6 protein-coding genes are annotated in these 4,984 nt (G+C 59.8%); 4 read left to right on the top strand and 2 right to left on the bottom strand.

What is annotated here, in order from left to right; all coding sequences use genetic code 11:
• A partial coding sequence (locus tag NW857_RS12220) for a phycobiliprotein lyase (protein WP_414369097.1) occupies positions 1–520 on the bottom strand: 520 nt, incomplete at its 3' end.
• 416 nt (positions 521–936) lie between these two features.
• On the opposite strand from NW857_RS12220, the gene NW857_RS12215 reads away from it, so the two are divergent.
• Positions 937–1,218, top strand: coding sequence for a hypothetical protein (locus tag NW857_RS12215; RefSeq protein WP_414335973.1), 282 nt, complete (start codon positions 937–939; stop codon positions 1,216–1,218).
• 184 nt (positions 1,219–1,402) lie between these two features.
• Positions 1,403–2,533 (top strand): murein hydrolase activator EnvC family protein, encoded by a 1,131-nt coding sequence (locus tag NW857_RS12210; RefSeq protein ID WP_414335975.1) that lies wholly within the window; start codon positions 1,403–1,405, stop codon positions 2,531–2,533.
• Here the strand turns inward: NW857_RS12210 and NW857_RS12205 are convergent.
• Positions 2,524–3,174, bottom strand: coding sequence for an ABC transporter ATP-binding protein (locus NW857_RS12205; RefSeq protein ID WP_414335977.1), 651 nt, complete (start codon positions 3,172–3,174; stop codon positions 2,524–2,526). The two genes, NW857_RS12210 and NW857_RS12205, sit on opposite strands and share 10 nt — an antisense overlap.
• 166 nt (positions 3,175–3,340) lie before the next feature.
• On the opposite strand from NW857_RS12205, the gene NW857_RS12200 reads away from it, so the two are divergent.
• Both NW857_RS12200 and NW857_RS12195 read left to right on the top strand, forming a co-directional pair.
• A complete protein-coding gene (locus NW857_RS12200; protein ID WP_414335979.1) occupies positions 3,341–3,541 on the top strand; it encodes a DUF3285 domain-containing protein in 201 nt (66 codons plus the stop codon).
• Between the two features lie 188 nt (positions 3,542–3,729).
• Complete coding sequence (locus NW857_RS12195; protein ID WP_414335981.1) at positions 3,730–4,863, top strand: histidine kinase; 1,134 nt, start codon at positions 3,730–3,732, stop codon at positions 4,861–4,863.
• Positions 4,864–4,984: the final 121 nt, after the last annotated feature.

Genomic DNA, 4,984 nt, shown 5'->3' with positions numbered 1-4,984 from the left:
TGGCCGAAAGTTTGCGCACCTCAGAGCAGAAAGAAGCCATGCTAAAGCCACCAAAGCGCTTGACGGTGCTGGCCCGCAGGCGCAGGTTCGGGCTGGCAAACCAGATGCGCTCCTCTGACTCGGTCATCTCATATTCGGTGTAGAGGGTGAGGGCGCCGTCAGATCCCATCACATAGGTACCGGCCACCGGTATTTTTTCGGCATAGCCCTGATCCCGCAGCAATTGCCCGCGCATGGGATCGACCTCATCGGGGATGGGAACCAGCACCACATCGCCTTTGTACTCTTCGTTGTCCCACTCCTGCTCGCCATCCCACCGCACCCGCGCTGCTCCCACAGCTCGCTGCGGATCCACCTTGAACAGCTCACAAACCCGGATGACGGCTGGATCGGTTGGCGCAAGCGTGGCAATCTGGACTTTCGACCTCCCTCCCTCAGAGCGGCGAAAAGCCAAGTGATGGCTGGTGCGCTGGCACATCCACTCCCCAGCACTGAGGGCGAAAAACTCCATTACGGTCATCATGGCCGACGCGGATCCTCTATCGATAGACAGGATTTGCCGATCTTAGCTTGCGTGGCAACTCACCCTTAACTCTCAATTTAGCTTTTAAGGGGTTCGGGGAGCTCTCAGTCCTGCGCTCTGGCATTCCCCATGGCACGCTACGCCAACCGTGGGGTTGGGCCAGACCAATCCACCTCATGTTGCTCACGCCCGCAGCGACTTCCATTGCCAAACCGCACCTAAACTTTGCCCTCAGGCCCAGACCACGAAACCCAACAGGGATGTGGGGCAGCCGGCGTCGTACCGCTGGCGGTCGGTGAGGGGAGAATGGCGCTTAGAATCCAGAAATAACAAAACCGGCTTGTCGGCAAAACAAGAATAAATTGTAACCAAGAATAAATTGTAAAAATTCCCTTTTGGGAGAAGGTTAACAGATGAACAGAGAACGGGCAAAGCTGGTGTTTATGGGAGCAACTGTTTGTGCGTTTACAGCACTGGTTGGAGCGTTTGCTTTTCCCATTCTTTCGTGGCGTCGCTGGTTCCTCCTTTTATCAGCCATCTGTGGCCTTGTTGTCTCTCTAGCCAATATTGAACTGGGCAGAGAGGAGGAAGAAGCCCCCCAGACTCGCAAGTGGCGCATGGTGTCCCGTTTGTATGAGATGGCTCTTGGGTCGATTTTTGTCATTCTCGTATTATTTTTACTATTTTTAGCCTGAAGTTTTGCCGATAGGCGGGCGGCCAGCCCATCGCCATTTGGAGTAGCGAGACCGGGGGGCAACAATCCAGTTGGGCTCGGTCAGATCCTGGCAAATCTTTGTATCCTTAGGGTCGGTAGGTCTGTTGCAGAGGGTGTGGGGAGTGACAAGTCTGAGTCGTGTGGCACACAGGCTGAAAGGGTGGATGGTGTTCGGATTGCTCGCCCTCTGTCTGCTGCTGTGGGAAATGGCCCCGTCTCAGGCGCAGAATGTTAACCAACTGCAGCAGCGCCAGCAGCAGATCCAGCAACAAATCCAGAGCACTCAGCGCCGCCTCGGAGAAGTGCGCCAGGCCGAAGAAGAGGCCCGCCGCCGCATGGGATCCCTGCGCCAAAACATTCGCCAAACCGAAGCCAGCCTGCGCGACAACCAATATCGTCTGGAACAGGCCCAGAAGGCCCTAGAGCAAGCGCAGCAAGAGCTCCAGGAGCTGCAAGACCGCCTGAGGCGGCAGCAGCAGGGCACGGCCGCCCGCTTGCGCTACATGCAGCGGCAGGGGGCAGAACATTGGTGGGCTTTGCTGCTCACCAGCCGCGACCTGAACGAGTTTTTCGATCGCCGCCACCAGTTGCAATTGCTGATCGAGGCCGACCGGCAGTTGATCCGGGAGCTGCAGGCGATGGCTGAGGAGGTGGAGCAGCAGCGCGTTGCTCTGGAGATGCAGCGCAACGAGATTTCTTTGATTTTGCAGGAGCTGGCCGCCCAGAAAAACCAACTGCAGCAGCAGGCTGCCGCCCAAGAGCAACTGGTGGGCCGCCTGGCCAACGAGCGCGCTGCCTATGAAGCAGCCCAACGGCGTTTGGAAGCCGATTCTCAACAGTTGACCGTCCTCATCCAGCAACTGATCGCCCAGCAGGCTCAGCAGCGAGGGGGTGGGGATCCGGTTCAGGGGACGGGCCGGTTGATCCCACCGGTGCGCGGGCCGATCACCAGTGGCTTCGGCTGGCGGGTTCACCCCCTCTATCGCAGCCGCCGCTTTCATGCGGGGATCGACTTCGGTGTGCCCACCGGCACGCCAGTTCGGGCATCAGACCGGGGCACGGTCATCTACGCCGGTTGGTACGGCGGCTACGGCTACACGGTGATTGTGAACCACGGCGGCGGCATCACCACCCTCTATGCCCACAACAGCCGCGTCGCCGTCGGGGTGGGCCAGCAGGTACAGCGGGGGCAGGCCATTGCCGCTTCTGGCTCCACCGGCCTCTCCACCGGGCCTCATGTTCACTTTGAAGTGCGGGTCAACGGCCAACCGGTGGATCCGCGCCGCTACTTGTGAAGCAGCGCCTCTGCCGGCACCGGCTGTAGGGATCCCGCCTGCAACGTCCACTGCACATCGGCAATAGAGGACAGCTCCTCCGGGTCGTGGGAAACCACCAACACCGTCCAGGTGGATTTCAGCCGGGCCAACAGCTCGATCAACTGCCGCCGCACGGACCAATCCAGCCCCGCCGTCGGCTCGTCCAGCAGCAGCAGAAACGGGCCGCGAATGAGCTGCACCGCCAGGGCCAAGCGCCGCTGTTGCCCGCCGCTGAGGTGGTTGGGGAAGGTGTGCAGAGGGATCCCTGCCAATCCCACCTGCTGGAGGACATTCTCGATCTCCTTTTGCTGCAGTTCCGGGTGGCCGAAGCGCATTTCCTCCAGCACCGTCAAGCCACAAAAGTGCCGCTCCGGGAACTGAAACACCAACCCCGCCAGGCTGCGCAACTGGTTGAGGGAGAGCTCCGTCCCGCCCCAGGCAATCCGTCCCTGGGTGGGCCGCGCCAAGCCGGCCAAGATTTCCAGCAGGGTGCTCTTGCCGGCCCCACTTTTGCCCACGATCAGCCCCAACTGGTTCGGGCCCAGCTCAAAGGAGAGATCCTTGAGAATCGGCTGGGAAACGGCTGCCGGATGGTAGGAAAGATGCTGAACCTGCAACATAAGCGCCAAGGAGGGGGATGCTGTCGTTATTTTGGCACCGGAAGATCCCCGCCCAACAGCCATCGCTTCGCTGCAATCGGCAGGTTACCCCAAAACGATGCCGATGTCTGGCAGGCAGATTGAGCTAGCCTGGAGACAGGGTTAAGTTATTGCTCTGGTCATTCGGATGGCGCAGCCTTCTTCTGCAGATTCTTCTTCGACCGGCATTCGCGCAAGCGTTGCGGAGCAGCAGGGATCCCCCCCGAGCTATACCCGCCTGGCCATGCGCAACATGGTGCGCAAAGGCAGAACCTCTCTGCTTCACTTCACCCTGACAGCGGTGGGGTTGGTGGCCCTGCTGGTGGGGTTGGCCTACCTGTTTCACTGAGTTCCACGGTTGTCAGTTGGGCGGAAAAGGTGCACTCTGGGGGTCTCTCGCTACGTTCGCTGTTCCTTTTCAGCTTTTCCCCAAGGTTAAGTGTTAGGAAAGAACAAGCAGCAGTGGATCCCACAGCTCGAGCAGATGGCAATCCCGGCTGCTGAAACGCCAACCTCTGGCCTTTTGGATTTCGGCCTATGCAGACTTCGCCAGATCTCACCTCCGCTCGTTCTGTCATTCGCCTGCTGTTGTTTGCCAAGAGTCGAGCCGTCGTTGCTGAACTTGAGAAGCATCTGCTTCAGCACATCCAGGGGTTACCCGGCCAATACCCTGCCCAACTAAAAGTGGTGCTGCTGGAGGAGCACCCCTACCTGGCGGAGCATTACAAGTTGGTGGCGACTCCAGCTCTGGTCAAGGCCGAACCTCTGCCCGCTCAGGTCTTGGCGGGGGCCGACTTGGCAACACAGTTGGAAGTGTGGTGGCCCCGTTGGCAGGGCCAGGCGGCCTTGGCCTCCCAACAAGAAGGTGCAGGACAGGATCCCACCCCTCCCCCGACCACCGAGGCGCTGTTGCAAATGTCGGAAGAGGTGTTTTTGCTGCGGCAGGAACGGGCCCAATTGCAGGAGCAGTTGGACTTCAAAGACCGCGTTCTGGCCATGTTGGTACACGATTTGCGCAGCCCCCTGACGGCCACGGCTCTGGCGGTCGAAACCCTCCAGCAGGGGCGCGAGGGATCCCTGGACAAAGCGCTGGAGCGGCAGTTGTTCGACCACGCCCGCCAGCAACTGCGCAAGATGGACAGCATGATCACCGATATTCTCGAGTCAGCCCGGGGCGCCGCCTCGGAGCTGAGGATTCGAGCCGTAGAAACCCAGTTGCCCAGCCTGTGTCAGCCGGTGATCGAAGAGCTACAGCCGCGCATGCAAGCCAAGCGGCTGCAGTTTCAAGCGGATATTCCCGTCGATCTGCCTTCTGTTCATGTGGATCCCGACAAGATCCGCCAAGTTCTGTTCAACCTGCTGGATAACGCCATCAAGTACACCCCTGCCGAGGGATCCATCCGCCTCGATGTCCTCCATCGCACCAGCCAAAAGGTGCAGGTGACCGTCAGCGATACCGGCCCCGGGATCCCGGAAGCCGACCAGGAGAGCATCTTCTCCGATTCCGTTCGTCTGTCCCGGGATCAACAGCAGGAGGGCTATGGCATCGGCCTTTCCCTCTGCCGGCGGATTGTGCGCGCCCACTATGGCCAGATTTGGGTGGAATCTGTCCTGGGCAAAGGCAGCAGCTTTCATTTCACCTTGCCGGTATACCGGCTCTGCAAGCGCTAGCCAAAGGCCCCGGCAGGCAAGCAGATATCTGGCAACAAGGACTCCGTCTCTGCCGGGGTTGAGGCCGCAACGGTTTGATTGATGTCTGGGTCGGGTCAGGTTGGCCAATTTGTGTGTTTAA

This window comes from Synechococcus sp. H55.9 (genome assembly GCF_047462355.1).
Classification (GTDB): Bacteria; Cyanobacteriota; Cyanobacteriia; order Thermostichales; family Thermostichaceae; genus Thermostichus.
This window is presented reverse-complemented; position numbering and strand designations above follow the sequence as displayed.

Excerpts from the sequence above, each read along its gene's own strand:
- NW857_RS12205 (WP_414335977.1), bottom strand. The coding sequence starts at position 3,174 with ATGTTGCAGGTTCAGCATCTTTCCTACCATCCGGCAGCCGTTTCCCAG.
- NW857_RS12195 (WP_414335981.1), top strand. The coding sequence starts at position 3,730 with ATGCAGACTTCGCCAGATCTCACCTCCGCTCGTTCTGTCATTCGCCTG.
- NW857_RS12200 (WP_414335979.1), top strand. The coding sequence starts at position 3,341 with ATGGCGCAGCCTTCTTCTGCAGATTCTTCTTCGACCGGCATTCGCGCA.
- NW857_RS12210 (WP_414335975.1), top strand. The coding sequence starts at position 1,403 with ATGGTGTTCGGATTGCTCGCCCTCTGTCTGCTGCTGTGGGAAATGGCC.
- NW857_RS12215 (WP_414335973.1), top strand. The coding sequence starts at position 937 with ATGAACAGAGAACGGGCAAAGCTGGTGTTTATGGGAGCAACTGTTTGT.